18 protein-coding genes are annotated in these 26,074 nt (G+C 65.4%); 9 read left to right on the forward strand and 9 right to left on the reverse strand.

Annotation, left to right across the window (positions count from 1 at the left end):
* Positions 1-10: 10 nt before the first annotated feature.
* Entirely contained in the window at positions 11-958 is a 948-nt protein-coding gene (locus LZC94_27225; protein WXB11542.1) for a hypothetical protein, read from the reverse strand.
* A 13-nt stretch (positions 959-971) separates the two neighbouring features.
* Positions 972-2,258, reverse strand: coding sequence for a hypothetical protein (locus LZC94_27230; protein ID WXB11543.1), 1,287 nt, complete (start codon positions 2,256-2,258; stop codon positions 972-974).
* Between the two features lie 484 nt (positions 2,259-2,742).
* Between LZC94_27230 and LZC94_27235 the strand changes: the two genes are divergently transcribed.
* The 5 genes from LZC94_27235 (at position 2,743) to LZC94_27255 (ending at position 13,053) form a co-directional block, all read left to right on the forward strand.
* The gene (locus tag LZC94_27235; protein WXB11544.1) at positions 2,743-4,212 is read left to right on the forward strand and encodes a DHA2 family efflux MFS transporter permease subunit; all 1,470 of its coding nucleotides are present in this window, start codon (positions 2,743-2,745) and stop codon (positions 4,210-4,212) included.
* Positions 4,213-5,111: 899 nt separating this feature from the next.
* Positions 5,112-5,327, forward strand: coding sequence for a DUF2247 family protein (locus LZC94_27240; GenBank protein ID WXB20255.1), 216 nt, complete (start codon positions 5,112-5,114; stop codon positions 5,325-5,327).
* A 447-nt stretch (positions 5,328-5,774) separates the two neighbouring features.
* A complete protein-coding gene (locus LZC94_27245) occupies positions 5,775-7,805 on the forward strand; it encodes a YgiQ family radical SAM protein (protein ID WXB11545.1) in 2,031 nt (676 codons plus the stop codon).
* 200 nt (positions 7,806-8,005) lie between these two features.
* Entirely contained in the window at positions 8,006-12,106 is a 4,101-nt protein-coding gene (locus LZC94_27250; GenBank protein WXB11546.1) for a PAS domain-containing protein, read from the forward strand.
* A 74-nt stretch (positions 12,107-12,180) separates the two neighbouring features.
* Positions 12,181-13,053 (forward strand): class I SAM-dependent methyltransferase, encoded by an 873-nt coding sequence (locus tag LZC94_27255; GenBank protein ID WXB11547.1) that lies wholly within the window; start codon positions 12,181-12,183, stop codon positions 13,051-13,053.
* 10 nt (positions 13,054-13,063) lie between these two features.
* Here the strand turns inward: LZC94_27255 and LZC94_27260 are convergent, their stop codons facing one another.
* The 5 genes from LZC94_27260 to LZC94_27280 form a co-directional block, all read right to left on the reverse strand.
* Positions 13,064-14,344, reverse strand: coding sequence for an energy transducer TonB (locus tag LZC94_27260; GenBank protein WXB11548.1), 1,281 nt, complete (start codon positions 14,342-14,344; stop codon positions 13,064-13,066).
* Between the two features lie 69 nt (positions 14,345-14,413).
* Positions 14,414-15,232 carry a TatD family hydrolase gene (locus LZC94_27265; protein ID WXB11549.1) on the reverse strand — a complete coding sequence of 273 codons (819 nt, stop codon included), beginning with the start codon at positions 15,230-15,232 and terminating at the stop codon, positions 14,414-14,416.
* 4 nt (positions 15,233-15,236) lie between these two features.
* Positions 15,237-16,598 (reverse strand): MATE family efflux transporter, encoded by a 1,362-nt coding sequence (locus LZC94_27270; GenBank protein ID WXB11550.1) that lies wholly within the window; start codon positions 16,596-16,598, stop codon positions 15,237-15,239.
* A gap of 72 nt (positions 16,599-16,670) precedes the next feature.
* Entirely contained in the window at positions 16,671-18,989 is a 2,319-nt protein-coding gene (locus LZC94_27275) for a serine protein kinase PrkA (GenBank protein WXB11551.1), read from the reverse strand.
* Positions 18,990-19,159: 170 nt separating this feature from the next.
* The gene (locus tag LZC94_27280) at positions 19,160-20,332 is read right to left on the reverse strand and encodes a pectinacetylesterase family protein (GenBank protein WXB11552.1); all 1,173 of its coding nucleotides are present in this window, start codon (positions 20,330-20,332) and stop codon (positions 19,160-19,162) included.
* Positions 20,333-20,640: 308 nt separating this feature from the next.
* Here LZC94_27280 and LZC94_27285 point away from each other — a divergent pair, with 308 nt between their 5' ends.
* On the forward strand, positions 20,641-20,808 hold the full coding sequence (locus tag LZC94_27285) for a hypothetical protein (protein WXB11553.1): 168 nt from the start codon (positions 20,641-20,643) through the stop codon (positions 20,806-20,808).
* 54 nt (positions 20,809-20,862) lie between these two features.
* On the opposite strand, the gene LZC94_27290 is transcribed toward LZC94_27285, so the two are convergent.
* Entirely contained in the window at positions 20,863-22,116 is a 1,254-nt protein-coding gene (locus LZC94_27290; GenBank protein WXB11554.1) for an MFS transporter, read from the reverse strand.
* Between the two features lie 169 nt (positions 22,117-22,285).
* Here LZC94_27290 and LZC94_27295 point away from each other — a divergent pair, with 169 nt between their 5' ends.
* The 3 genes from LZC94_27295 to LZC94_27305 are packed head-to-tail and all read left to right on the forward strand — an operon-like array spanning position 22,286 to position 25,341.
* Entirely contained in the window at positions 22,286-23,095 is an 810-nt protein-coding gene (locus tag LZC94_27295; protein WXB11555.1) for a helix-turn-helix transcriptional regulator, read from the forward strand.
* Between the two features lie 36 nt (positions 23,096-23,131).
* The gene (locus LZC94_27300; GenBank protein WXB11556.1) at positions 23,132-24,100 is read left to right on the forward strand and encodes a formylglycine-generating enzyme family protein; all 969 of its coding nucleotides are present in this window, start codon (positions 23,132-23,134) and stop codon (positions 24,098-24,100) included.
* 26 nt (positions 24,101-24,126) lie between these two features.
* Positions 24,127-25,341, forward strand: coding sequence for an aminotransferase class V-fold PLP-dependent enzyme (locus tag LZC94_27305; GenBank protein WXB11557.1), 1,215 nt, complete (start codon positions 24,127-24,129; stop codon positions 25,339-25,341).
* Between the two features lie 179 nt (positions 25,342-25,520).
* Here the strand turns inward: LZC94_27305 and LZC94_27310 are convergent, their stop codons facing one another.
* Positions 25,521-25,886 (reverse strand): hypothetical protein, encoded by a 366-nt coding sequence (locus LZC94_27310; protein WXB11558.1) that lies wholly within the window; start codon positions 25,884-25,886, stop codon positions 25,521-25,523.
* Positions 25,887-26,074 lie beyond the last annotated feature (188 nt).

A 26,074-nucleotide genomic window follows, 5' to 3' on the forward strand; every position in this document is an offset into this window, starting at 1 on the left:
GCGCGTCCGGTCAGGTCGTCGAGGTGTGGTGTGTGCGGCGAACCATCTTCAGGGAGTCGAACGAGTCCGCAGGGACGTGCCGAATTGCGGTCGTTCGTTCGAGCCGTCGCTCCACGAGAGCCTGCTCGACGATCTGCTCGAAGGCGGGCTCGCGGATCGAGCCGGCGGCGAGCCCGGACAGCTCGAGAGCGGTCGCCGTGGTCCGCTGGAAGAATACCCGGGCGACGGCCGCGTTGCGCCCGAGATCGTGGCTGCTTCGTTCGAGGTGGATCAGCCGGCGCGAACCCGCGCGGGCGGAGGAGAAGACCCTCTCGAGCTCCGACGCGTCGACCCACTCGTCCTCGGGGCTGGCGAAGCAGGCCAGCGGCCGGTCGACGGCCTGGAGCGCGCGGACGGTTCCTTCGACCGACCACCAATCCTTCTCCTGCGCGTCGGTCCAGAATCCTCGACTGCGTATGTAATGGCCCTCGAACTCGACATACGTCGGAAGTGCCTCGACGGGCGTACCTGCGATATCGTGATTCCAGACCGCGTGCAATGTTCTTCGTACATTGACGACGCCGACCGCGAGCAACAAAAACGCAATACCGGGGTGACGCGACGCCAATTGATAAGCCACACGCGCCATCAGGCTCATGGCGATGACGCCCACCTCCGGCACCGCGTGTCGCGCGCGCACCCAGTCGACCACGGCGTCCATGCTCTCGAGACCTGCCGACATCGAGAAATCCAACATGGTTCCATCGCTCAGGCCGACGTGGTCGAGCGAGTCGTAGCGGTAGACGGTGAAGCCATTGTGCGCGAGATACACGGCGAGCGGCCCCAAATGGTCCATCCTCCGCGCGAACCCCGGAGCGAGCACGATGGGGCGAGGGGGAGTCGGTTGGGAGGTCGACTCCAGCGCCCAGACGGCGATATTTCTCCCGCGCGCGCTGCGGACGGTATGCTCAGTGAGCACGAGGGAAACCGCGTCACCGTGCATGAGAAACCTCCTGCAAGGTGCGGTCGATCGATAGAGCACAGCCCCGTTGCGCGGACGTACGGGTACGGCGGACGATCCTCACGGTGACGCCCTCTCGACCGCACTCGCACATGCCCTCGCGCGTCACACCTACATCGTCGGAGACGATGAAACATGGATAGCTCGTCGCGGACGCGTCCAAATACGACATCAGGCCCATCTCGCCTCGCGGTTGAACGTGCAATCGATGCGGGTCGCGGGTGGTTGCGTGCACCCAGGGAGGAACATGCTTCCACCCGGCGCGGCACTCCATCAATACGGCGTTGAGCTCCACTTGATTGAAGGCATCCCGCATACGCGTTCGGTCGGACATGCCGAACGCGGTGGCGAGGCGTTCTTCGAGCTGCGCGCGGTCGATGGCGGTCCCGGAGAAGCGCTTCCAACCCCCCGCGGTAATAGTCGTCAATCGATCTTTCGAGTCGATGCGAACGTTCTTCGAGGTCACCGCGTCGGCGAGCTCGAGCAGCAGGAAGGGCGGGCCGACGAGGATGACGTCCTGCCCTCGCTCCACCGACGAACGAAGTCGTTCGATGGCCTCGTCGACCAGGAGCGTCGCTTCACGGACCATGCAGGTCGTTGGATAGAGGAGCTCGATCAGGCTCATGACGTATCCAAACCAAATATCGCCCGCCTCGGCGCGGCTGGGCCCCAGGTTGATCACCGTAGCTTCGTGCTCGTACCAATCGTGAACGAGCGGCATGGCTGCTTTGACGGATCCCAGCAGCCTCTCGAGCGTGACACGGTCGCGCGGCACCTCGCTCCGAGTGCCGCGCGTACCGCTGCTGAGACACCACTTCTCGACGGCGCCATCCTCGACAGCAAAATTCCGCCAGCGCTTGAATGCGGCAGTCGGGTAGACCGGCACTGCATCGATATCGAGGTACACTCGCTCGAGTATGTCGGGTCCGCCGCGCCGCTCCGCAAATGCGCGATATGCGGTGCACCTCTCGAGATGGAACGCGAACGTCTCTGCGACGAACGCGCTGCGCAATTGGCGTTGAGCCCTCAGCGAAAGATCGAAACAGGTGCTTTCATCGAATATGACCGCGTCGAGGGTGCCCGAAGGCCGAATTTTTTCGAGCGTGAACGAAAATGACACGGGGTGTCTCTTTTGAATGGTATTAAAAATTCGAGGTTTGATCTGGTGGCAATTGTGCTGGGCCGCTGGGCCGCTGGGCCGCGCTGGGCCATCGTGAGCGGGGCCTCCTCGAGAGAGGAGCCAGGTTCGAGCGCACATGGCACGTCGAGAGGGCTCGAAGGCTAGGTAAATTTAATTCATCGAGTAAGAACGAAGAGGGTTCCAGAAACATGATTGGATGTGGTCGATAACACATCGAAATTTGCCGCACACTTCCGGGCGCGGGTGATTGTTTCTCGTGCACGCACGTCTGCATGCCACCTTTCGCGTTCGCGTTTCGCGCGAAGTGGGGAGCGCACCATCGCACCCCGTATTCATATGAATGGCTACCACATGCGGACAGTCGGCGCAAGCTCGTGAGGCGCGCAAATGACTATGACATGGGTCGATGACAACGAACATCAGACTCATTCACCGTGGCGTAAAATGCCAAATCGAATTGTCGCGATATGCTTGGCCACACGCGCCGCGGCTGTTCAAATTGCATAATTTGCCGAGGTTGCGACACATGACGATATCATCGAACGCCAACGGCGCCATGGCTGGCGGCGAATTCACAAACAGGTGGAAGGTTCTCTTTTCGTTGATTCCGGGGTCGTTTCTCATTTACCTCGATATGACGGTCGTCAATGTGGCCCTGCCGGCATTTCGCGAGCAGTTCGGGCTCGACCTCGGCGGCCTTCAATGGATTATCAGTATCTACGTTCTAGCCATGGGGGTGAGCACGCCGCTCTCTGGCTTTCTCGCGGACGTTTGGGGAGTCAGGACCACGCTCGTCGCCGGGCTCGGTGCTTTCGTGATTGGCTCGGTGCTCGCAGGGTTGGCGCCCGGGCTCGGCGTGCTCCTCGCCGGCCGCGCCTTTCAGGGCATCGGAGGCGGGCTGGCGTCGCCGCTGGCCAGCGCCCAACTGTTGCGGGCGTTCCCCCCGAGCGAGCGCGGGGTGGCGTTCGGCGTATTCGGTCTCGTGCTGATCGTCGCGCCGGCGACCGGGCCGCTCGTCGGAGGTTGGTTCGTCGATGCTGGGCAGTGGCGGTGGGCATTTTTGATCAACATCCCCGTCGGCGCGCTCGGGGTTTATCTTTCCTCGCGTCACCTCGTGGACGCGCGCGCGAAAAGGAGACCGGCGTTCGACGCTCTTGGAGCCCTCACATGCACGGTGGGTTGCGGGGCGCTCCTCTACGGGTCGTCGCTCGCAGGGTCACTCGGGTGGGGCGATCCAGCGACGGTGCTTTTTTTCGCGATCGGCGCCGCGTGCGTTGCAGTGTTCGTTCCGCACGAGCTCTGGAACACGAAGGCCCCACTCTTGGACTTACGGCTCTATCGATCGGGCACGTTCGCGAGCTCGAGCTCGCTCGGCCACATCAGCGTCGTTGCCCTATTCGGTGCGGAATTTTTGTATCCAATCTATTTGCAGATGCTCCGCGGATTATCGGGGGTCGCATCGGGTGCTATTCTTTTGCCGATCGCGCTCGGCGCGGGCCTGGCCATGCCGCTTGCAGGAAAGCTATACGACCGAGTCGGCCCTCGTTTCGTGGTGGCCCTCGGGTACGCGCTTCTCGTCTTCAATAGTTGGCAAATGTCGCAGCTGGACGCGGCCACGTCCACGCGCTGGTTGGTCGCGCTATCGGCCGTACGCGGCGTCGCCATCGGGCTCACCGCGCAGAGCACGTTCGCATCGGCGATGTCCGTCGTCGCGCCCGAGGCGGCCCCGCGCGCGACCGCGCTCATCACGTGCACGCGCTACGTCGTGCAAGCCATGGCCGTCCCGCTGCTCGCGACCGTGGCATCGACCCGTCTCTCCCATCCAATCCCGTGGGCGCACGTCCACGCGGCGGCGGGCGACACGGGTGTCCTCGGTCTCTGCGACGCGATGCGCGCCACCACCGCGACCATGGACGCCGCCTGCACGGAGAGCCTGCGCGGATTGTCGCGCGCCTATCGTGCGACATGCGGTTTCGCGATCGTGGGCTTGGCGGTCGCGGTGTTTCTGCCGGGCTGGCCGGGGGAGTGGCCTGTGCTCCAACCGATATCGCGACGCGTCGCTCGCCGTTGACCGGGCGCGTCCCGCGGCATCATCGAGGCGAGCGACGAGCTGCAGATTAAAGGCTGGTGGGCTGGTGGGTACGTGGGCGCTTCTCGTTGCAACGTGGTTGCGCGAGGGTCGAAGTTACCCCTTCCGTCACCGTCGATTCGCCCGAGCCGCCGCGCCGCACCGGGTGGTTTCGCATTGCAGTTTTGGCCATTTCGCGCGCGCCGAAAGAATCGCTTCATCTCCGGCTTCAACCAATGGATCAAAAGAGGAACCGCCGCCGGAAGACGACAGTGGCTCGTCATACCAATCACGATCAATATTGAATGATAGGTCCAGACCCCGGCCTCTTCGGCAAGAAGAATGCAACTCCATAAGAGAGCGCGAGAAGAGGTCCGATCACCAAGAAAGCCCAAGACCGGTACTGAGCTTCATCCCCGAGTGAAACACCTATCGCGCCTAAACAAGTCACGCCAATGTAGAGCAGCGCCATGCACGTGATGTATACAATGTACCCGCGCCATGCTCGCGGCGTAGACTCGACACAGGCACCGGGCGATTGAAAATCCGCGGAACCAGGGTGCAGGTCAACTTATTCACGGTTTACGAGCATCTTTACTTTATGGCTTTTGAAGGCGCCACGTCATTCTATTGTTCGACTGCGAGCGCGACGTAGCTTGCACGTCCATCGTACTGTTTGATGGCTGGAACGGGGGAGGTTCACATGAACATATCAATGATTACTTGCGATAGCAGTCCTCCATGCTCACCGTTTGCGCGGCAGGTACGTCGTTCTTAGCCATCGCGGGAGCTGCGACACATGAACATCGGCATCATCCGGACGGCCGTGCGGGAATCTTCGAGTATATCTTAGAACCTCGAGGCTTTGTCTCTCACCAGCGATTCATCCCTGGAGGACGTGGATATTCGAGCATAGGGCGGACTATGCGGATCCGCTCCAAACGGTCGAGGAGGTTTACACGGATTTCGGGTACCCGCCGCGCATCGCCGCCTTCGTCAGGTACATGCCTTCCGATGATCCCGACCTCGGAAGCCGCGAGTCGAACGAGCGGCGCTTGCACGAGAAGTGGAAACGCTATCTCGAGGAGGCGTCCGGCGAGTACACGCCATCGACGTAACCGCCCATTCATCGGCAGAAGCGCGGCGCGGGGTTGCCCCGCACCGCACAGCGCCGGGCGCCGAGCTGAATATTCGCTCCCCTTCCAAAAGCGGACGCGACAATGTGTCCCGGTCCGCATCATCCTTGCCCAAGGGCCCAGACGGGTTGTGGTCTCGCGCTGCGCGCGCCAAATGGACGGGCGCCAAGGTCAGCGACGGTCGTTGCGATTGTAGGAAACTTGGCGGCCCATCGTCGGGCGCCCGCTCCCCTGAGCTCCCTGGAATTCCGCCAAATCCGCGCCGAACCGGGGGCTCGGCTCCCTTCGGCGGCTCCCAGACGTCATGCTCCGCTCCGTCCAGTAACGGTCGACGACCCTTGCAGGCCGTCCGATCGTCTACACCCGCCCCCGCGCAGGGCGCCTGAGGCCGTGCGCAGAGGGGCGTCCTTCGCTACACTGCGCGCGCCCATGTCCCTCACCCAGCTCCGCGTGCCATCGCGCTCGCCCCGTTCGTCGCGCACGCGCGCGTTTCTTCCGACCACGAGGGAGGAAATGCAGGAGCGGGGCTGGGATGAGCTCGACATTCTCATCGTCAGCGGCGACGCGTACGTCGACCACCCGGCGTTCGGCCCGATTCTGATCGCGCGCTTCCTCGAGGGACGCGGCTACCGGGTGGGGATCGTGTCGCAGCCGAGCTGGAGCTCGCCCGAGGACATCGCCCGCATGGGCCGGCCGCGCCTCTTCGTGGGGATCAGCGCCGGAAATCTCGACTCGATGCTCAACAAGCTGACGGCGCAGAAGAAGGTGCGCTCCGTCGACCAATATTCGCCGGGCGGGCAAGCGGACAAGCGGCCGAATCGCGCCACCATCGTGTATTCGAATTTGTGCCGGCAGGCGTTCCCCGGGCTGCCGATCGTGCTCGGCGGCATCGAAGCGTCGCTCCGGCGCATTGCCCATTACGACTATTGGTCGAATCAGGTGCGGCGCTCCATTTTGCTCGACGCCAAGGCGGATCTTCTCGTCTTCGGGATGGGTGAGCGGCCCGCGTGGGAGATCGCCCGAAGACTGGACGCGGGCGAGCCGATTGCCAACTTGCGCGACGTGCGCGGTACGGCCTATGCGCTCTCCAACCGCCGGGCCTGGGAGCCACTGCTCGAGGACAAAAGCCGGTATGTGAGGGACGGCAAGCTGGTGGTGCTCCCCTCGTACGAGGAGGTTCGCGACGACAAGGAGGCCTTCGCCCGCATGTCGCGCGCGTTCCAATACGAGACCAACCCGCACAATGGCCGGCCGCTCCTGCAGCCGCACGGCGATCAGGCGGTGTATTTCAACTCGCCCGCCGAGCCGCTCTCCGAGAACGAGATGGATGGGCTCTACGATCTGCCTTTCACGCGCCTTCCGCACCCGAGCTACGCCGATCCGGTCCCCGCGTACGAAACGGTGAAGCACTCCATCGTCACCATGCGCGGGTGCTTCGGCGGGTGCACCTTCTGCAGCATCACCGAGCACGAAGGGCGCATCATCCAGAGCCGCTCGGCCGATAGCGTTCTGCGCGAGGTGCGCGCGCTCTCCCGCATGGATGGCTTTCGCGGCACCATCACCGATCTCGGCGGCCCCACCGCCAACATGTACAAAATGACCTGCAAGGACGACGAGACGGAGAGCGCCTGCCGCCGCCTCTCGTGCGTGCACCCGGGGATCTGCGAGAACCTGAAGACCGATCACGAGCCGCTCATCGACTTGATGAAGAAGGTCCGCACGGAGAGCGGAATCAAGAAGGTCTTCATCGCGAGCGGCGTTCGCTACGATCTGGCCGAGCGCAGCCCCGAGTTCGTGCGGCAGCTCGCGCAGCACCACACCGGCGGACAGCTCTCGGTCGCGCCCGAGCACCACGACGACAAGGTGCTCGACAAGATGAAGAAGCCGCCCATCGTGAGCTACGAGCGCTTCGCCGAGACGTTCTGCCGCGCCAGCGAGGAGGCGGGCAAAGAGCAATACCTCGTTCCGTATTTCATCAGCGGGCACCCGGGGTCCACCTTGGCCGACGCCATCGAGCTCGGAATTTATTTGAAAGAGCGCGGCATGCGCCCGCGGCAGGTGCAAGACTTCATCCCGACGCCCATGGCCGTGGCCACGACCATGTTTTGGACCGGGATCGATCCGCTGACGATGTCACCCGTCTATACCGCCACCGATCTGCGCGAAAAGAAGATGATGAAGGCGGTGCTCTTCTATTGGGATCCGACGCATTGGCCGCTGGCCCGTGAAGCCTTGCGGCGCGCGGGGCGCAAGGATCTCATCGGTCACGGACCGCGGGCGCTCGTGCCCCCCGACGACGGCCGCCCGCCCCATGCACCTCGCCCACCGGGTTTCGGCCATGCGCCCTCCCCTGGGCGCAAAGCGCACCCTTCGCAAAAGGCGCATTCATCACACCCCTCGCATAAGCCGTCCCCTTCGTCAAAAACACACGGCAAGGCAGGCCCCCGCTTCGCACGCTAAGCGCGCGCCCGCGCCGTGCTGCAGGCAGCGTGCTCAGCCGCTAATGCGAAGCGTCAGAGAATGGCTCAGTCTGATGAGGTAATCTGCCTCATGCTTGAAGCCCCGTGGCGAGTTGCCACGCAAATCCGGGATTTTCCTTTGCTCGTGGAAGCCTAACCGCACGAATCGTTCGGCACGGGCGCTGCTATGGCAGCCTCACCATGGATCGCTCATCTCCCATCGTCGTTGGCATCGGTGCCTCCGCCGGCGGACTCGAAGCGCTCGAGAGTTTCTTCGACAATCTGCCGAGCAATACCGGGATGGCGTTCGTCGTCGTCCAGCATCTGTCTCCCGACTTCAAGAGCTTGATGGATGAGCTCCTCGCGAGGCACACCGAGCTGCCCATTTGTTTGGTCGAAGATGGCATGGCCATCGAGCCCAATCACGTCTATTTGATCCCGCCAAAGAAGGAAATGATCGTCGCGGAGGGGAAGCTCCTCCTCAGCGAGCGGGATCGCCAGCAGGAGCTCACCCTCCCCATCGACGTCTTCTTTCGCTCCCTGGCGCAAGATTGCGGCAAGCGCGCGGTGGCCATCGTTTTGTCAGGCGGAGGCACGGATGGATCGCGCGGCATTCGCGATGTGCACGAGGCCGGAGGGCTCGTCATCGTGCAGGACGTGGAGAGCGCGCAGTTCGATGGAATGCCCAAGACGGCTCGGGACGCGGGCGTCGCGCATTGGGTGCTGGCGCCGAGCGAGATGCCGCGCGTCTTGATCGAGCACGCCGCGGGTCACACCCCGCTCCTCGCGCCCGTATCGCAAATACCCGCCGGCACGGAGGAGGGGCTCGCGGCCGTCTACGCGCTCCTCGAGAGCCAGTTTCAAATCGACTTCAAACATTACAAACCGAGCACCGTCACCCGCCGCATCGAGCGGCGGCTCCAGCTCGCGCGCGCCGAGCACCTCGACGAATACGTGGAGCGATTGAAGCGCGAGCGCTCCGAGCTCGACGTGCTGTACCGCGATCTCTTAATCGGCGTGACCCGCTTCTTTCGGAACGAAGAGGCGTTCGATCTGCTCGAGCAACGCGTCTTGCCCGAGCTCCTGCAGCGCGGCCCGCGCGACACCCCGCTGCGCGTGTGGGTGGCCGGCTGCGCGACCGGCGAGGAGGCCTATTCGCTCGCCATCGTGCTCCACGAGCTCTCGAATCGGTTCGGAAACCGAGCCGTCAAGATCTTCGCGACCGACGTGCACAACGGCTCGCTCGAGACCGCGGCCCGCGCGCTCTACGACGAAGAGGCGGTCGCGAACGTGCGCGCCGACCGGCTCGAGCGCTATTTTTTGCAGCGCGGCAAGAGCTTTCAAGTCGTGCCCGAGGTCCGGCAGATGATCGTCTTCGCGCAGCACAACGTCATCAAGGACGCGCCCTTCACCCGGGTCGACTTGATAAGTTGCCGCAATCTCCTCATCTATTTGCAGCCGCAGGTGCAGCAAAAGGTGCTCAGCCTCTTTCACTTCGGGCTGAATCGGGGCGGGGTCGTCTTCTTGGGCCCCAGCGAATCGCCCGGGCCCTTGGTGCACGATTTCCAACCCGTCGATCGGTATTGGCGCATTTTTCAAAAATACAGCGATGTACGGATTCCGGTCGAAGCGCGCCTCAAACCCTCGAAGCTCGCCGACCCGCCCCTGTCATCGGGCCCGCACCTCGCGGGGTTCGGGCGAAACTCGTTTTCGAATTTGCTCGGTACCTATGACGCTCTGCTGGACGAGTTCATGCCGCCCAGCTTGCTCGTCAGCGAACGGGGGGAGCTGCTCCATTCGTTCTCCGGGGCGAGTCGATTTCTGAAGATCCACGATGGCAGGCAGGGCCTCGACATCTTCGATCTGGTCGGCTCCGAGCTGAAGATGGTCCTGGTCGGAGGCTTGAAGCGCGCGGTGCACGAAGCCTCGCCCATCGTCTTCAAAGGCGTGCAGCTGGATGGCGGCAAAGAAGGTCCCTTCAAGGTCACCTTGCGGCAGATTCGAAATCGCACGGCCAGCCTCCCCAATGTCCTCATTTCGTTCGAGGCCATGGATGGCCCGCACGAGCCTCGCGTCGCGGATTCGCCCAAGGAGATCGACATGGGCCGAGCTTCCGAGGCGCGGATCGCCGCCATGGAAGCGGAGCTCTCGTACACGAAAGAGAACCTGCAGTCGGCCATCGAGGAGCTCGAGACCAGCAACGAGGAGCTGCAGGCCGCGAACGAGGAGCTCCTCGCGTCCAACGAAGAGCTGCAGAGCACCAACGAGGAGCTCCAGAGCGTCAACGAGGAGCTCTACACGGTCAACGCCGAGTATCAGCGCAAAATCGGGGAGCTGACCGAGCTCACGAACGACATGGATAACCTTCTGTCGAGCACGGACGTAGGCACCATCTTCCTCGACCGCGATTTGAAAGTCCGCAAATTCACCCCGCAGATCGCGGAGAAGTTCCACCTCTTGCCGCAGGACGCCGGGCGCTCGATCGAGACGTTCACGCACGACATCGATCACCCGGGCCTCATCGAGGATTTGAAGCACGTCTTGACCACCGGCGAGCGGGTCGAGCGCGATCTCACCGCCCACCGTGACAATGCTTTCTTCCTTCGCATCCTCCCTTATCGCGCGAAAGGCGCGGTGGACGGGGTGGTGCTCACCCTGATCGACGTGAGCGGGCTCAAAGCGGCGGAGGACGCGCTGTTCCACGAGCGCTACCTCCTCGAGAGCCTGCTCTCGAGCGTGCCCGACGCCATCTACTTCAAGGACTCCCGCGGACGGTTCATTCGCGCAAACAAGGCGCTGGCCGAGCGGCTCGGGCGGACGAACCCGCGCGAGGTGGTCGGCAAGACCCTGTTCGAGGTGAGCGGCCCCAAAGACGCCTTGGGCCCGCCCGAGCTCGACGAGAGCGTGCTCCGCACGGGCACCGCGCAGCACGAGCGGCTCGAGAAGCACCCGGGGACGAATGGCGTCGACATGTGGAACCTCGCGACCCGCCTCCCCCTCCGCGATCGCCAGCGCAGCATCGTCGGCGTCATCGGCATCTTCCGCGACGTCACCGAGCGGACCCACGCCGAGGAGAAGATTCAAGAGTCGGTGCGCCGGCGCGATCAATTCCTCGCCATGCTCTCGCACGAGCTCCGCAACCCGCTCAGCTCGATCGTCATCACCACCTCGCTCTTGAAGCAAGAGGACGTCGACGGCGAAGCTGGAGAGCGCGACAAGCTGATCGAGATTCTGGATCGGCAGTCGCAGCAGATGGCGCGGCTGCTCGATGATCTCCTGGACGCGAGCCGGGTGACGCAGAACAAGATCACGCTCCGCAAGCGCGTGGTGGATCTGGCCGCGGTGGCGAAAGACGCCGCAGACGCGGTCCGCAGCTTGATGGATGCGCGTGGCGTGCACTTCGAGGTGAAGATCGACCCCCGGCCCATGAACGTGGACGGCGATCCGGCGCGGCTGCAGCAGATCCAGGTGAACCTGCTCAGCAACGCCGCCAAGTACACACCGCACGGCGGTCATGTGACCTTCGAGGTGGCCCCCGGCTCGGGCGCGCAGGCGCAAAAGGCCATCATTCGGGTGCGCGACGATGGGGTGGGCATCCCGTGCGACATGCTGGAGACCGTCTTCGACTTGTTCGTACAATCGAGCCGCACGCTCGATCGATCCGACGGAGGTCTGGGGCTGGGGCTCACGGTCGTGCGCTCCTTGGTCGAAATGCACGGCGGCACCGTCACGGCGCACAGCGAGGGCGAGGGCAAAGGGTGCGAGTTCGTCGTGACCTTTTCCCTGGTCGCAGCGCCCGCCGACAAACCCCGTCGTTCGAGCTTCGCGGGCCGCTCGCGCGAGGATGGCTCGCGCCCGCGCGTGGTGATCATCGAGGACAACGCCGACAGCCGCGAGATGCTCTCGAGGGTCCTGGAGCTGGCGGGTTGCGAGTGCAAGAGCGCCGAGGATGGTCCGAGCGGCATCGCGCTCATCGACGCGGTCGGCCCCGACGTGGCCGTCGTGGATGTCGGCCTCCCCGGCATGGATGGCTTCGAGATCGCGCGCCGGCTCCGCGCCAACCCGAAGTACGCGCGCACGTACCTGGTGGCGCTCACCGGCTACGGTCAGGGCACCGACCGCGCCAAAGCGTTCGAGGCCGGCTTCGACGAGCACCTGGTGAAGCCCGTTCGCATCGACGAGCTGCTCGGGCTCATCTCCCGCCCGAACAACTCGAACAACTCGAACAAGAAAGGAAGCAACGGCAAGGTCGACGGCGTCCAGCGCCTGCCCGTATGGCGCCCCGAAGACCAAGACGGATGAGCGTCACTTGCACGCTCGTGGAAAAATGAAATTGATTTGCATTTTCATCGTGATGGGCCACCTTGAAACCCGCCATGAAGCCGCAATCCGTTCGCCTGGGCGCCGTGCAGGAAACCCTTCTCATTCCGCTCTACGGGCGCGCGCAGGAGACGCGAAAGAAGCGCGCCCTCCTGCGCGATCCCAAGGCGGTGGCCATGGTGGACGCCATCGACTACGACTTTCGCAAATTCGATAGCGCGCGAAGCCTCTATGGGTCCGTGCTTCGAACGGCCATGTTGGACGAATGGATTCGGGCGTTCATCGCTCGAAACCCGGAGGGGACGGTCATCGAAGTAGGGGCGGGGCTGAATACGCGCTTCGAGCGCCTCGACAATGGAACGATCCACTGGGTCGATCTCGATCTGCCGGACTCGATGGACCTGCGGAGAAAGTTCTTCCAAGAGACCGAACGACGCCGGCTGGTCGCCGCGTCGGTGCTCGACGAGGACTGGAAGGCCATCGTCCGAGACGCGCCAGGGCCCTACTTTTTCGTGGTCGAAGCGGTGTTCATGTACCTCACCGGCGCCGAGGTGCGCCATGCGCTGACGAACATCGCCCGCGCCTTCCCCGATTCGCGGATCGCCTTCGACACGGCGGGCCGCCACATCTTAGCCAACCAGCATCGCCACGACGTGATGAAAAAGATGGAAGCGCGCTTCACGTGGGCCTGCGACGAGCCGCGCGAGCTCGAGTCGCTCGGTCTTCGCCTCTTGGACTCGCGCACGCTCTTGAACCCGCAGCCCGATCTGGCGGCGCGGCTCCCGTTCGCGCACCGCTATTTGATGCCGCTCATGTATTCGTTCATTCGCAAAGCCATGCGCGCGTACACGATCAACCTGTTCGAGACCGCGCCCCACTCAACGGAGGCGGCGGCGCGCCCATCGCGTGAGGCGCCGACGGCGGCGTGATCGGGAGTCGTCATTTGACGATGGGATTTTGCGCCTCGAACGGCGCGCGGATGCGCAGGCGGGTGCGGCCGAGCTCTTTGGGAATGGGCTCGAAGGGAGACGCTTTGCGGATGGCGTCGGCGCAGTTGCGGTCGAACTCGTCGATGCCGCTCGGCCGCAGCGGCGGCCAGGAGACGCGGGCGGAGCCGTCGCGTTCGATGGTGAACTCCAGGATGACGAGGCCCTGTTTCAGCTCCAGCAGGGCGCTGCGTGGAAAGGCGTTGGCCCACAGCGGGTGAAGCTTCGCGTGCAGGCGCCGGAAGTAGGGCATGACCCGCGGATCCCTCGAGTTCAAATCGAAGTAATCGCCCTCGCCGGTGCCGAGGGGCATGGCGTGGGAGCCGATGCCGGTGGCCGCGCCCGCGCCGGGTGCGCCGCCGCCGCTGGTTCCGCCGTTCCCCTCGCCGGCCATGCCGCCCGCGGTGCTCGCGTGAACGATGGAGCGCACCGCGGCGGCGACGGATTGATCGCTGTCCACGTCGTCGCGCTCGCGCGAGTGCTCGGTGGCGGGGATGGTGACCGGACCCAAGGTCACGTCGGGCCGCCCGCGCGCGACATTCGCGGAGGCGCGGTGATCGGGCCCGACCCTGCCATCGTCGACGCCGATGCCGGGCGAGCTCGCGTGCGAGCCCTCGCGCGAGGCGCCGACGGGCATGCGCACCAGGTCCGGCCCCGGCTCGTGCTCGGCGGCGCCGAGGTGCGCGCCGGCCACCTCCGCCATGTGCGCCGCGCGCGCGCCCAGGCTTGGATCGCTCGGCGTGGGCGCTCGGCGCTCGGCGCGATCGCCGGTGCCCGACGCGAGGAAGGTCAGCTCCATGGGGTGCGTGGTGGCGCGGCGGTCCTCCCACGAGGCGCGATCGGACGCGGTGCGCAGGCGCTGCTGCTGATCGCGATCCAAATGGCTGATCAAATCCGGGGTGAGCGACAAGCGTTCGTCGCGATCGCTCAAGTGCGTGGCGGGCGAGGGCACGCGCCCCGTTCCACCGTGGCCAAGGCGGCCGTCGTCGATGCGGGGCACGGTGGCGCCGCCCGAGGGGTGCGGCACCGTGCCTTCTTTTTCGAGCACCTCATCGGCGGTCAATGTCCCCTCGGAGACGATGGGGAGCTCCACCGCCAGAGGCGCCAAGGCCGGCGTCTCCTCGGGATTTTCCGCCGGTCGCGCGCGCAGCGAGTGGTACGCGAGCCAGCCGATGCCCAAGACGATCCCGACATGGACGGTGATGGACGCACCCCAGCTCAGGGCCTGAGCCATTCCCGGGGTTCGGAGCAGGGGCGAGAGGAACGACGATCGAGCCAACGTGCTCGGAAAGTATGCGCGCCCTCAGCTACCCGCGCCACCCGCACGCGATGGGGCAGCGAAGGATCGGCGGAACGCTCGCGCCGCGTTGGCGCTGGTGGCCTCCGCGATACGCGCGATGTGCACGTTGCGCAGCTCGGCAAGGCGCTGCGCGGTGTGGATCACGTACGCGGGCTCGCACGATTTTCCGCGCAGCGGAACGGGCGCCAAGTACGGGCTGTCGGTCTCGACGAGGATGCGATCCTCCGGCGCCCACGCGGCCACATCGTGCACACTCTTGGCGCCTTTGAAGGTGAGGATGCCCGAGAACGACAAGTAGAACCCCATGTCGAGCGCGCGCGCGGCGAAGTTTCGATCTTCGCTGAAGCAATGGATCACGCCGCCCACGTCCCTCGCCCCCTCCGCCTCCAAGATGGCGAGCGTATCGTGCGCGGCCTCCCGCGTATGAATGACGATGGGCTTTTGGACCTCGCGCGCGAGACCGATGAGCCGCGCGAAAGCAGCGCGCTGCACCTCGCGGGGCGAGTGATCGTAGTGGTAGTCGAGGCCGATCTCGCCCACGGCCACCACCGATGGATCGCGCGACAGGCTGGAGAGCTCGTCGAAGGAAGCGGCGTTCAGGCTGGTGGCGTCGTGCGGGTGGATCCCCACCGCGGCCGCGACATACGCGGGGCGCGCGCGCGCGAGCTCGACGGCGTGCCGCGCCGGCGCGAGATCGGCGCCGACCCCGACGACGACGAAGCCGGCCACGCCAGCGGCCTGGGCGCGCGCGATGGCGGCCTGGCCGCTGTCGGGGAAATAACCGGGATCCAGGTGGCAGTGCGTGTCGACGAGGGAGGTCACCCCCTCAGTCTACGCCAGCGAGCTTCAATTTGCTGGCGCGCGAGCGGCCTACGAGCGCGAGCAAGGTGGCGCGCGCGCACCAATCGGCGGTCGATCCCATCACCACGCCCACCACCCCGAAGTTCAGGGTGATGGCGAAGAACCAGGTACAGGCGAGGCGGACGGCGAGCGAGCCGAGCGCGCTGATGAACAACACGTCGCGCGTGAACCCTGCCCCGCGCAGCGCCTGGCCGATAACGACCGCGCTCGCCATGAAGGGCTGCGCCAGCGCCAGCACCGGCAGCGCGCTCACCCCCACGGCGATGACCGCCGGATCGGAGGTGAAGACCGTGAGGACCGGCCCGCGACCGAGGGCGAACACCGCGCCGAAGAGGCTCAGGAGCACCACGCCATCGCGCACGGCGATGCGCGAGCTGGTCTCGGCGGCGGCCGGCTGCTGCGCGCCCAGCTTCTGCGCGGAGAGCGCGGCGGCGGCGATGCCGAAGCCGTCGGCCGAGAGCCAACAGATGGACTCGACCGCCATCAGCGCTTGGTACGCCGCCATCGACGCGTCGCCCAGCCGCGAGATGATGGCGACGAAGAGCATGAACCCCGTCTGATAGAGGATCCGCTCCATGAGCGAGGGCCCCGCCACCCGCGCCATGTCCTTCGCCTCGTCGAGGTAGTCCCCGAGGCGCGCCAGCGGGCCGCGCAAGGAGACGCGATCGCTCGCGCGCAGCAAGGCGGCGATGGTGAGCGCCGCCTCCAAGGCGAAGGTCAAGGCCGTGCTGATGGCCGCGCCGCGGGTGCCGAGCGCCGGCAGCCCCAGCCCGCCCAAGATGAGCAGCCGATTGAGTGCAATATGCACCAAATTGGAGAACACGCCGATGGCGAGCGGGGTGCGCGTATCGCCGCCCGACTGCAGGACGGCGATGCCCGCGGTGGCCACGAACACCACCGGCGACGCCGCCATCGCGACCTCCAGGTAATCGCGCCCGGCCTCCACCACCTCGGCCGACGAGTTGGGCGCCAGGACCTCGATGCGCCCCACGAACAAAGGCGCGATGACCGCGAGCAAGAGCCCCATGCCGAAGGCGGTGGACAGCGAGGAAATGGCGGCGCGGCGCGCGCGTTCGCGATCGCGCGCGCCCACGTGAAACCCCACGCGCGCGATGGTCCCCACCTCGAAGGCCGCGAACACGCTCCACACGGACCACTCCAGGGGCCCGGCGATCTGCATGGCCGCGAGCGAGGTGGAGGAGTGGTGCCCGAGCATGATCCGGTCGACGACGAACACCATCGTCTGCAGCAGCGAGTGCACGATGGCAGGCCCTGCGAGCGCTCGAACCTCGCGGGTGAGCGCCGCCTTTTCGACAACCGACGTCATGAGCTCCGATGAGTGTACTTGAGGTCAAGCTCGGCGGAAGCGCGCGCGACCTCGGCGGAAGCGCGCGCGAACTTACGAAACGTCGCCGAAACGTCTTCGTACGAGCACGCTCATCGCGTCGGCGGCGCACTCGCGACAATAGCCAAAGCGCGCGATCATCCGATCGATGGTGCTCTCCGTGTTGCGCCGGCGCGTGTCGTCGAGCCCGGCACCTTCGTCGCGCACCAGCCGCTCGATGTCGCGCGCACGCTGGGCCACGGCCGGGCGGCGCTCGCCGAAGATGCCATCGCGCATCCGCTTCAAATGGTGCGGGAAGATGATCGACGGCTCGATCTTTTGCCCGGGGTGGTCGATGGCCCAGGCCGCGATGGCGCTGATCATCTGCTTGCGCATCTCCTGCGGCTCGCCCTTGACGTCGAGCAGGCGTTCGACCTCCCGCATCATCTTCTCGTCCGGCTCCTCGTACTCGCCGGTGACCCGGTTGCGGATGCGCTCCTTCTTCACCCACACGCTCACGTGCTGGATGTAGCGCTCGAACAGCTCCGCATAGCGCTCGTCGTCGACCAAGCCGCTGGTCGAGTAGAGCTCGTGCTCCCAGCTGTCGAGCAAGCGCGCGTGCAGCGCCTCCTGGAAGGCGCGCACGTCGTGGTAGGCGCCGGCGATGGCCTCTTGCTGGAGCCACTCGAACTCGCCGCGCCGCTGGCAGAGGTTCTCGATCTCCTCGAGCACCGCGATGGGCGAGAGGCATTTGTACTTGGGCGACTGCGCCGCGTCGAGCAGCACCACCCGCATCTCGCGCGGGCTGGCGCCGATGCGCCCTTCGTAAATGGGGTACGGATCGCTCTCGTCGAACACGTCGGGCACATTGGCGCGCAGGATCTTCTGCGCGTCGGTGTCGAGGCGCTCGGGGATGCGCCCGGTGGCGTACAGATCGAGCTTCTCCACCGCGGTGAGGGTCGAGAGCGCGGCCCCCAAGGTGCGGCTGTAGCGATCGGGGTTCGGCTTGCGCATGCGCGTGAGCACCGCGAACATGGCGGCCATCATGGTGGCGTGCGGCGCCACGTGACGCTGCACCTGGGGCGCCACGTGCGCGTCGTAGATGGTCTGCTCCTGGATGTAGCTCCGGAGGTACGGCGTGCGAACGAGCTCCAGGCGGCCGCGGAAGCTGGCGAACTCCGGGTGCTCGCGGAAGGCATCGAGGTGCAGCTCGTTGGCGCTGCCCATCATCACGCAATTGAGCTGCACATTTTGCTGCGAGAGCGCGACCTCGCCGGTCTCCACCGAGAGCTGCAGGTACTTGAACGCGTCGAGCGGCCGCTTGAGCAGATCGCTGAACTCGAGGAGCCCGCCGGCCGCCTCGATCAGCTCCCCTTTGGCCTCGTAGAGGGTCACCGCTTGGAGCGACGCCGGCAGGGCCGCCAAGGAGCGATCGGCGGTGATCTGCCGCTCGCCGGCGTCGACGCTCATCTGCGGGCCGATGGTGACCGCGCCCGTGCGGTACCGCTGCGAGATGAAGTAGCGCTCCACCTGCACGTGCTTGAGGACCTCGGTGTACGAGCCGTCGTAGCTCGAGAGCAGCGCCTCGAACACCTGCTGGCTCTTGTGCGAGAGCTGCCCGCGCAAAATCCAGTCGCTCGGGGGCTCCTTGGTGGCGGCGAACAGCCGCTCGAGCAGCTGCTTGCGCTCCTCGAGCGGAAAGAGGAACAAAGGATGGTCGCGCACCTCGACCAGGAGCTTCGCGTCGATCTCGTCGTCGGCCAAATGGGCGTACGTGGACGAGCCGCCGCTCTCGGCCTTCTTTCCGAAGCCGAGCGAGCCGCGCACCGTCTTGTTCGAGGGGAAGACCCAGTTGAAGCGGTAGAGCGCCCCCACGTCGAGGGTCGAGTAGTGCTCGAGCGCGCGCATCAAGCACCCCACGATGGTGCTCTTCGCCGATCCGTTGGGCCCGTGGAGCAGCACCAAGCGGCTCGGCCGGCCCTCGCGCGCGAAGTTGGAGAGCGAGCGGTACATCTCCTCCTGCACGTGCTCCTGTCCGATGAGCGCGCCGCGCGGGAGCGGCTTGCCCGGCCCGCCGCCTTCCCACGGAAGATCGAAGAGGTTGTAGCGGGTGAACTTGCCCCACGGGTGCTCGATCTTGGTCGTGCCGTAGTGGTCGAACACGTCGCGCAGGTAGCGGCTCGCGTCGCGCGCGTAGCGCACGGGATCGGTCGCGAAGAGGTCGAGGTATTCGGCGAACGAGAGGACGCGGCGGCCCGTCTGGAACCGGCGCTCCACGTTCTCGGCGACGCGGCGGATCTCGGCCCCCAGCTCGCCGCCGCCCAAATTCATCTCGGGCTTTTCCGTTCCAGCTCCGGATTGATGCGCTTTCTTGTCGTCCAGGTCTTGGGTCATGGGGCTTCGAAAATACTAACCCAATGCGGTGGGAGCGGAACGTCCCCTTCGCAACCCGCTTGTTTCTTCGCGGTTCGTGCGGGCCTCGAGCGCGCTTCCCCTCCCTCGAAGCGCGCCCTTCGCACCTTCATTTCAGTACAGACGGATTTAAGTCTCCCCGAAGCCGCGCGTCAGGGTCCCACGTGCCCCGGCTTGTCGCCGCGGAGCAACCCCGCGACCCAATCGGGGAGCGCGACGTTCTGCACGGTGGTGGAGAAGAACGCGTCGGTGGTGAGGAACGTGTGCGTATCGCCGGAAACGAAATACGTGCCCGCGTTGCCCGCGGGCTTCAAGTACACGTCGCGAAGCTCGAGCAGGCCTTTGGAGAATTTGGCGCCGTCGTACCCGAGCGGGATGCCGTCGAGGGCCGCGCAGTTGTTCTCGCCGAACGACATGAATTGCCGAATCGACCAATCCTGATTCGACGAGATCAACCCGAATCGACCTTTCGGAAACTGGCGAATGACATACGGCACCGCGTTCACCATCCCGCCGCCGACCGACGCGTCGGCGCCCCCGCAGCTGCGGCAGCCCGACGGCAGGGTCGCGTCGAGGTTCCAAACACCGCGCAGCCGCTTCTGCAAACACGGCGCAAAGTAACTATCGGACAGGATCGGTCCTGCGTCGTCGATGAGCACCACGGGGCGCGGGCAGAGCGCGGTGGCGACCCGATCGTAGCTGACGGACGCGCCATAGCCGCCGGCGCTGCTGCCCGTCAACAGGACCTGATCGACGTCGGAGAACGTCCCGATGATGCGCTTCAAGTACGCGTTCATATTGGCCACCCCGGTGAACCGCTGATTCGGCGGGCCGGAGGGGACATTGGCGCTCTCGACGCTCCCGCCAAAAATGTCGCCCGAGCAATATGGGATGAAGACGGCGCTCCAATCCTTGACCGGGTTCTTGGGGTTTGCATCGTTCATGATGCCCCAGTGCCCGTACGTATCCTTCCACGAGTCGAAGCCTCCGCGATCGAAGCTCGAGGCGGTGAGCCCGCACGACGCGCCATTGAAACAGGCGCCTCCTCCTTGAAGGTAGATGAAGAGCTTCTTCGAGCCCGGCTTCAACCGCACGCCCATGCCGGTCGGTTTGCCGTCGCGGCATTTTGCCTCGGGGACGGGGATCCACGTCCACGTATTGGGCAACGTGATGATGGGAATACCGGGTTGCGACGGAGGGCACGTGGGCGCCTCGCCGAAGGCACCGCCCGCGTCGTCCCCGGAAATGTCGATCACGCCGCCGTCGCGATCGGCCCCGGGTTTTGCTTCGCTGCCGCTGCTGCACGCAGCAGCCCCGAGCAGCATGGCCAAACATGATAATAGCGCGACCGCGGAGTTCTTACCGCTTGCGCTATCGAGCTCGGATGATCCCCCCCGTGTTCGCACACATTGGAGAATAGGACATATCCCCTTTTCGTCCAATTCAAGCGGGCGAAGAAATCCCCATACGGATAAGGCTCACAATCGGGCGCGAGCATAAGCCGTTTTATGGCTCGAGGGCGCGTCCTGCCCTGCTCGAGCCGTTTCCCATGTTCGCGCCATGGCGCACGCCGCGCTCGATCACGTGGTGATTCACGTCTCGAACTGGGAGCGCTCCAACGCGTTCTACCGGCATGTCCTCGGCGCGGAGCCGCTCGCGCGCGGCGCGGGCCTATCGCGTGGCCGTGGAGCTCGGGCCGGTCGAGCGCTTCGGCGCCCGCGGCACGGGAACCAGCCTTACCTCCGTGACCCGGACGGTCGCCCCACCCGACGATGGCGGGTGGGGCATCCTCGAACCTTAAATCTCGCTCAACTCGAGATAAATCAGCTCGAGAGGTCTCATTTCGAGAGAGAGATCACTTGGAGGCGGTGGCGGGCTTCGACGGGTTGGTTTCGATGTTGGGGAGGAAGCCGGTGAGGAGGCCGATGAGGGGGAGGAAGGAGCAGACTTTGTAGACGAAGGTGATGCTGGTCGCGTCGGCCAGGCGGCCGAGGACAGCGGCGCCAATGCCGCCCATGCCAAAGGCAAAGCCGAAGAAAAGGCCGGCGACGGTGCCGGTTTTACCCGGCATGAGCTCTTGGGCGTAGACGATGATGGCGGGGAAGGCAGACGCCAGAATGATGCCGATGGGGACCGTGAGGACGCCGATCCAGAAGAGGTTGGCGTAGGGGAGGAAGAGGGAGAACGGGAGGACGCCGAGGATCGATACCCAGATGATGTACTTGCGACCGAAACGATCGCCCAGCGGGCCGCCGATGATGGTGCCCACGGCGACGGCGCCCAGGAAGAAGAAGAGGTGGATTTGGGCGCTGCGTACGGAGACGTGGAATTGGTCGATGAGGTAAAAGGTGTAATAGCTGGTGAGGCTCGCCATGTAGAAGAACTTGGAAAAGATGAGGGCGAGCAGGACGGAGATGGCCCCGAGGACGGCGGCGCGGGAGAGTTGGGGGCGGTCGTCGCCTTCGCCCGCACCCTCACCTGCGAGCGCGGCTTTGCGCGGATGGGCGGCGCGGCTCTTGTACCAGTGGCCCACCTGGGTGAGGACGAACATGCCGAGGAGGGCGGCGAGGCCGAACCAGGCGACGCTCGCGCGGCCCCGCGGGAAGATGATGATGGCCGCGAGCAGGGGGCCAATCGCGGAGCCGGCGTTGCCGCCCACTTGGAAGAGGGATTGTGCGAGCCCGTGGCGCCCGCCCGATGCCATACGCGCCACACGCGAGGACTCGGGGTGAAAGACCGAGGAGCCGGTGCCGATGAGGGATGCGGCAATCAGCAAAATGCCGAAGGAGCTGGCCACCGACAGAAGGACGAGCCCGACCAGGGTGAAGCCCATTCCAATGGCCAAGGAGTAGGGGCTCGGTTTGCGGTCGGTGTACAGGCCGATGAGGGGCTGGAGCAGCGACGCCGTGAGCTGGTATGTAAACGTAAGTAGTCCAATCTGACCGAAGCTGAGGTCGTAGGACTCTTTCAGCATCGGATAGATGGCCGGCAGCAACGACTGCATCATGTCGTTGAGCAAGTGGCAAAAGCTGATGGCAGACAGAACCGTGAAGGCCGTCTTGCTAGCTTGGCGCGTGGGGCTTTGCAAACCTGCGACCGTCTCGTTCAACGTGGTCTCCTCATGCCGTTCGCGTTTGTTCGCGATGCGCGCGGCAAAGCGCCGCCCGCGCGGGCAAAGCGCGGTTCGCTCTTGGCAAAGCGCGGGCTAGCACCACAATAGTCCGTGCGATGAGGCCTGCCGGCGTGGATGGGTCAAGTTGTTGCGAGAGTGGGCCATCATGAGAAATGCGTCCTATCGCGAGGACTACGATCGGCTCCCGCAAGCCATCATCGCCATCGGCAACGAGTACCCGGCGAACCATGTCGTACAGCCGCACTCGCACCGAAGGTCGCAGCTTCTGTACAGCGCCTCGGGGATGATGCGCGTCACCACCGAGCACGGTGCGTGGATGGTTCCCCCCGAGCGCGCGGTGTGGCTCCCGGCGGGCGAGCTGCACAGCGTGCAGTTGACCATGGGGCCGCTGACCACGAGCAGCGTCTACATTCTACCGGACGCCGCCCCGGGGCTGCCCACGACATGCCAGGTGGTGGGCATGTGGCCGTTGATGCGCTGCTTGCTCCTGGAGGCCATCGATGTCCCGCTCTCGTACGATCCCCCGAGCCGCGATGGGCTGGTCATGGCGCTGCTCCTCCAGGAGCTTCGCCGGCTCAAACCGGTGCTGCCGCCTTCCCTCCCCTTCCCGCGCGACGAGAAGCTCGGCGCGATTTGCAATCGCATGCTGGAGCAGCCCTCGGCCCACGACACGATCGATCATGTCCGCAGCGAGCTTGGAATGAGCCGGCGGGCGTTTACGCGTCTGTTTCGGGTGGAGACGGGAATGAGCTTCGCGGCGTGGCGCCAGCAGGCGTGCTTGTTCGCGGCGATGCCGCGGCTGGCCACCGGGGAAGCCGTGACGACGGTCGCGCTCGAGCTTGGCTACGAGAGCCCAGCGGCGTTCACCAGCATGTTCAAGCGGATGCTCGGCGCCCCGCCAAGTCGCTACTTTCAATCGATTGGAGCACCTTTGCGCGGCGGCTCCGAGGGGTAGCTGGATTCCTGGCGCGTTCTGATGCACCTTACGGGAATGCGCCCGAGCCGATCCACGAACCTGCGGATCGCGCTCTTGCCGGCGGCGGCGCTCCTTGCTCTCGGGGTTCGGGAGCTTCGCGCGGCCACACCGGAGGACGCGCCGCCCGCCTCGCGCGAGCAGGTTCGGGTGGCGCTGGCGGCCCTGGCGCCGGCTTTTTCGAAGCCGGCAAAGCCGCGTCGCTTGGGCGCGGGCGCGCCGGGGACCATCGAGAACGTCATCGGGCGGTTTGCCCCGGGCAGGTTTCACCCGGTCGACGACGGTGCGCTCTTGCCGAGCCGCCCATCGCTGCGGTGTCCGAACGAGATGGTGCCCATCGCAGGGCGCTTTTGCGTGGATCGGTACGAGGCCTCGGTCGAGGAGCGGGCGGCGGATGGATCGTGGCGGGAGCATGCCCACTACGAGCTGCTCGAGCCGGGACATATGTATATTGCACGCAGTCGCGCGGGGGTGATGCCGCAGGCGTACATCAGCGGGTTTCAGGCGGCGGCGGCGTGCGAGCAAGCCGGAAAGCGGCTGTGCAAGCCGGTGGAGTGGAGGGCCGCGTGCGGCGGGAGCGAGGGGTATGCGTTTCCCTACGGCCCCACCGTGAAGCCGCGCGCGTGCCACGACCGCGGGGCGGCGCCGATGCTCGTTTACCATGCGGCGGAGATGAAGCGCGGCTGGGGGCTTTTGGAGCTCAACGATCCGCGGCTCAATCAGCTCGAGGACACGGTGGCAAAGACGGGCGCGTATGCCTCGTGCATCAATGATTACGGTGTCTACGACATGGTGGGGAATCTGCACGAGTGGACGGCCGATCCCAACGGCACCTTCCAAGGTGGATATTGGCTGGATACCGAGCAGCACGGCACCGGCTGCGCCTATCGAACCATCGCGCATGGCTTCGATTATCACGATTATTCGATTGGCTTTCGCTGCTGCGCCGACGGCGGAGGTGCGCCGCTCGCGGTGGCCGGGCCTTGACGACGAGACGAAACGAAGGAGCCTCCATGTCCGAACGACCGTTGCTGATGATCCCGGGACCCATCGAAATTTCCGATGCCGTGCGGCAGGCGGCGAGCGGACCGCCCCCGGGGCACCTCGCGCCTTCGCTCATCGCGGCCTTCGGGCTCGCGCTGCGGCGGATGCGTCATGTGTGGCTGTCGGGGGCGTCCAGCCAGCCGCTGGTGGTCTCGGGCAGCGGGACCCTGGCGATGGAAATCGCCGTGCTCAATACGATGCAACCCGGCGATCGCGCGCTGGTGTTGCACACGGGTTATTTCTCGGCGCGCATGGCCGACATGCTGGCGCGGCGTTCCGTGAACGTGGACGTGGTGCGCGCGCCATTCGGCCAGGCGCCCGAGACGTCGGAGGTGGAGTCGGCCATCGCGCGCGCCAAAGAGGAGAAGCGCCCGTTCAAGGCGCTGTTCGTGACCCACGTCGACACGTCGACCGGGGTGCTGGCCGATGCTCGTGCGCTCTGCGGGGTCGCGCGCGCGAATGGATTGTTGTCCATCGTCGATGGCGTGTGCGCGACGGGCGCCGAGCGCTTCGAAATGGAAGCGTGGGGCGCCGACGTTTATTTGACCGCTTCGCAAAAGGCCATTGGTCTTCCGCCGGGGCTCGCGTTGTTGGTGTTCAGCGAGCGGGCGCTCCAAGCGCGCGCACGGCTCGAGGTGGCGCCGCCGCTGTCGGCCGACCTCGATGCGTGGCTGCCGATCATGCGCGCGTACGAGGCGGGGCAGCCGAGCTACTTCGCCACCCCGGCGACGCCGCTCATCGCGGCGCTGGCCGTGGGGCTGGGGGAGATCCTCGGCGCCGAGGGCGCGGCGGAGCCCGCGGGGGCCGAGGCGGCAGAGCGCGCGATGAACGCGCGCTTCGCGCTGCACGAGCGCGCGGCGAAGGCGATGCGAGCCGCGTGGGCGGCGCTGGGGCTCGCGTTGGTCCCGGCGCGGGAATCGATCACGGCCCACACCTTGAGCGCGATCCAATATCCGGCCGGCGTGGACGTCTCGGCGGTCGCGCGCATTACCGCGCAAGGCGTAATCGTCGCGGGCGGGCTCGATCCGGAGAACAAAGCCAAATACTTCCGAGTCGGCCATATGGGCTATTCCGCGACACAGCCCGCCCATTTGCTGCGCACCATCCGCGCCGTAACATTGGGCCTCGGCCGCTCCGAGGACGAAGCCCGCACCGCCCAGCGTGCGGCCGAATCGCTGCTTTAGCGAAGTAGCCCATGCTGCGACCACCATGGTCGGGACGGCGCCGCGGGCGGCGAGACCACCTCCGCGACGGCGACCATCCATCCACCCCGCGACAGCGAGAAAACCGTCCCTGTAAGAACGAGACGCCCGCGGCGTCGAGCTCCCTCCTCCCTAGGAGGAGGGCCGGGGTGGGGGCGCCGTCACTCCTGAACCTCCCCCTCCGGATCGAACCGTTCGAGCAACTCGTTCCGCCACTTGAGGATCTGCGCGACGTAGAGCCCGTACTTCGACGCCAATTGCTGAATCGCGTCAGGAGCCCGAATCGCGGCCACCGCCATTCGGTCCTTGAACGCGCGCTCGGCGCGCGCGGAGATGACGACATCCAGCCGATCTTTACCGACTACCGTGGGGACCGTGCGCATTGGAAAAATGACCCCAAGACAAATGGCACCGTCGGATTGGCGGACGATCTTCCGGCCTAGGAAGCCGTCCGTATCGACGACTTCGGCGTAGAGATATCCATTCGGCAAATGGTCGGTCGCCGTCAAAACGATATCGATGTTCATCGGCCCTCCTATTTGGGTTTCTTCGCTTCTCGTTCGACAATCTCCAAACCCTGGGCCAATGCCATCCGCAATACGTCGGCTCGTGTCATTTCCAGCCCTGGACGCGACAATTTGGCCGCGATTCCGTCCGCCCTTTGCAACCATTCGGGAGGTACTCGAATCGAGATTTGTGTCGCGTTCGGACTGGG

The sequence above is a fragment of the Sorangiineae bacterium MSr11954 genome, assembly GCA_037157815.1.
Lineage (GTDB): Bacteria > Myxococcota_A > Polyangia > Polyangiales > Polyangiaceae > Pendulispora > Pendulispora albinea.

Bases quoted from the DNA above. Each gene is read 5' to 3' on its own strand.
- LZC94_27270 (WXB11550.1), bottom strand. From the start codon at position 16,598: ATGACGTCGGTTGTCGAAAAGGCGGCGCTCACCCGCGAGGTTCGAGCG.
- LZC94_27250 (WXB11546.1), top strand. From the start codon at position 8,006: ATGGATCGCTCATCTCCCATCGTCGTTGGCATCGGTGCCTCCGCCGGC.
- LZC94_27300 (WXB11556.1), top strand. From the start codon at position 23,132: ATGCGCCCGAGCCGATCCACGAACCTGCGGATCGCGCTCTTGCCGGCG.
- LZC94_27295 (WXB11555.1), top strand. From the start codon at position 22,286: ATGAGAAATGCGTCCTATCGCGAGGACTACGATCGGCTCCCGCAAGCC.
- LZC94_27255 (WXB11547.1), top strand. From the start codon at position 12,181: ATGAAGCCGCAATCCGTTCGCCTGGGCGCCGTGCAGGAAACCCTTCTC.
- LZC94_27260 (WXB11548.1), bottom strand. From the start codon at position 14,344: ATGGCTCAGGCCCTGAGCTGGGGTGCGTCCATCACCGTCCATGTCGGG.
- LZC94_27285 (WXB11553.1), top strand. From the start codon at position 20,641: ATGTCCTCGGCGCGGAGCCGCTCGCGCGCGGCGCGGGCCTATCGCGTG.
- LZC94_27230 (WXB11543.1), bottom strand. From the start codon at position 2,258: ATGTGCGCTCGAACCTGGCTCCTCTCTCGAGGAGGCCCCGCTCACGAT.
- LZC94_27275 (WXB11551.1), bottom strand. From the start codon at position 18,989: ATGACCCAAGACCTGGACGACAAGAAAGCGCATCAATCCGGAGCTGGA.
- LZC94_27280 (WXB11552.1), bottom strand. From the start codon at position 20,332: ATGCTGCTCGGGGCTGCTGCGTGCAGCAGCGGCAGCGAAGCAAAACCC.
- LZC94_27305 (WXB11557.1), top strand. From the start codon at position 24,127: ATGTCCGAACGACCGTTGCTGATGATCCCGGGACCCATCGAAATTTCC.
- LZC94_27310 (WXB11558.1), bottom strand. From the start codon at position 25,886: ATGAACATCGATATCGTTTTGACGGCGACCGACCATTTGCCGAATGGA.
- LZC94_27245 (WXB11545.1), top strand. From the start codon at position 5,775: ATGTCCCTCACCCAGCTCCGCGTGCCATCGCGCTCGCCCCGTTCGTCG.